Below are 1,610 nucleotides of genomic sequence, written 5' to 3'. Positions count from 1 at the left end.
GTGAGCAGATCTGCTCACCCGCACCGCGCCTCCCGTCACGCGTTCAGGCCGGGAACGCGCGCAACGCTCGCTCCACGACGGCCGCGAGTTCGCGTCGGCTCGCACCGCTGCTCGCCTGCACGGCGAGGCCGGCCGACACGGTGACCACGTACTTCGCGAGCTCGTCCGGGTCCTCGTCGGCTGTCAGGTCACCGGCGTCACGTGCGGCGCGGAACCGCTCCGCGATCCGCTGCTCACCGCCGGCACGGCTCTCCTCGAGGAACTCGACGATCCGCCGGTCCTCGTCACCGGCGGCCAGTCCGCCCTGGATCGACAGGCACCCCGGCGGCCGCCCCGGTGCCGTGACCGCTGCGACGTTGCTGCGGAGGTAGTGCTCGGCGACCGCACGTGCCGTCGGTTCGGCGAGTGCGTCTCCGACGTAGGCCATCTCGACCTCGGCGTAGCGGCCCAGCGCTTTGCGGAACGTGGCCTCCTTGTTGCCGAACGCGGCGTAGAGACTCGGCCGGTTGATGCCCATCGCGGTGGTCAGGTCCTCGAGGCTGGTGCCCGCGTAGCCCTGACGCCAGAACACCTCGACAGCACGCTCGAGCGCCTCGTCGGTGTCGAACGCACGTGGTCGTCCTCGTGTCGCCATGCCGTTCTCCTCGATCTGTACCGCTCGGACCAGAATAGCGCGAGCGGTCTTTCGGTACCAGTCGGTACAGATTTGACAAGCACCACGAAGGGGTCTACGTTCCAGATCTGTACTGAACGGTACGCAAATGCTCCCGCGGGAGCCGCAGAGAGGAACGAACCATGGGTGACTTCACCGGGACCACAGCACTCGTCACGGGCGGGACGTCGGGCATCGGCCTGGCCGTCGTCCGCCGCCTCGTCGCCGAGGGCGCTCACGTCGTCGTGACCGGCCGACGGCAGCACGCCCTCGACGCCGTGGCCGACGAGCTCGGCGATGCGGTGACGACGGTGCAGGGCGACGTGGCGGTCGCCGCCGACGTCGAGCGGGTGTTCGCGGCGGTGGCGGCGCGCGGCGAGCAGCTCGGCCTGGTCTTCGCGAACGCCGGCGGCGGCGAGTTCGCCCCGCTCGGCCAGATCAGCTGGGACCACTACGCGACGACGTTCAACGCGAACGTCGGCGGGGTCGTGAACACCGTGCAGGGCGCGCTGCCGCACCTGTCGCGTGGCTCGGCCGTCGTGCTCACCGGCTCGAACATCGACGTCAAGGGGAACCCGGCGTTCAGCATCTACGCCGCGACGAAGGCCGCGGTGCGGTCGCTCGCCCGGAGCTGGGCGGCGGAGCTCGTCGAGCGGGGCGTCCGGGTCAACGTCGTCGCGCCCGGGCCGATCGGGACGCCGGGCCTCTCCGGCCTCGCCGGCAGCCCCGAGGACGCCGAGGCGCTGCTCGGCGGACTCGCGTCCGGGGTGCCGATGCAGCGCCTGGGCGCCGAGGACGAGGTCGCCGACGCAGTGCTCTTCCTCGGCTCGCCGCGCAGCAGCTACGTCACGGGTGCCGAGCTGTACGTCGACGGGGGTGCGAGCCAGATCTGAGGTGCGCGCGCCGTGCGCGGAGGACGGGAGGCGCGGTGCGGGTGAGCAGATCTGCTCACCCGCAC

2 protein-coding genes are annotated in these 1,610 nt (G+C 71.6%); one reads left to right on the top strand and one right to left on the bottom strand.

All coding sequences use genetic code 11. The features are described 5' to 3' along the window. Window positions 1-43 precede the first annotated feature (43 nt). Window positions 44-634 (bottom strand): TetR/AcrR family transcriptional regulator, encoded by a 591-nt coding sequence (locus tag Q7F20_RS18540; RefSeq protein WP_305741527.1) that lies wholly within the window; start codon window positions 632-634, stop codon window positions 44-46. Between the two features lie 161 nt (window positions 635-795). Here Q7F20_RS18540 and Q7F20_RS18535 point away from each other — a divergent pair, with 161 nt between their 5' ends. Further along, a complete protein-coding gene (locus tag Q7F20_RS18535) occupies window positions 796-1,545 on the top strand; it encodes an SDR family NAD(P)-dependent oxidoreductase (RefSeq protein ID WP_305741526.1) in 750 nt (249 codons plus the stop codon). Window positions 1,546-1,610: the final 65 nt, after the last annotated feature.

This window comes from Curtobacterium sp. A7_M15 (assembly GCF_030705415.1).
Lineage (GTDB): Bacteria > Actinomycetota > Actinomycetes > Actinomycetales > Microbacteriaceae > Curtobacterium.
Note: the sequence above shows the minus strand (reverse complement) of the source record. Positions and strands in the feature narration are given on the sequence as shown.

Excerpts from the sequence above, each read along its gene's own strand:
- Q7F20_RS18535 (WP_305741526.1), top strand. The coding sequence starts at position 796 with ATGGGTGACTTCACCGGGACCACAGCACTCGTCACGGGCGGGACGTCG.
- Q7F20_RS18540 (WP_305741527.1), bottom strand. The coding sequence starts at position 634 with ATGGCGACACGAGGACGACCACGTGCGTTCGACACCGACGAGGCGCTC.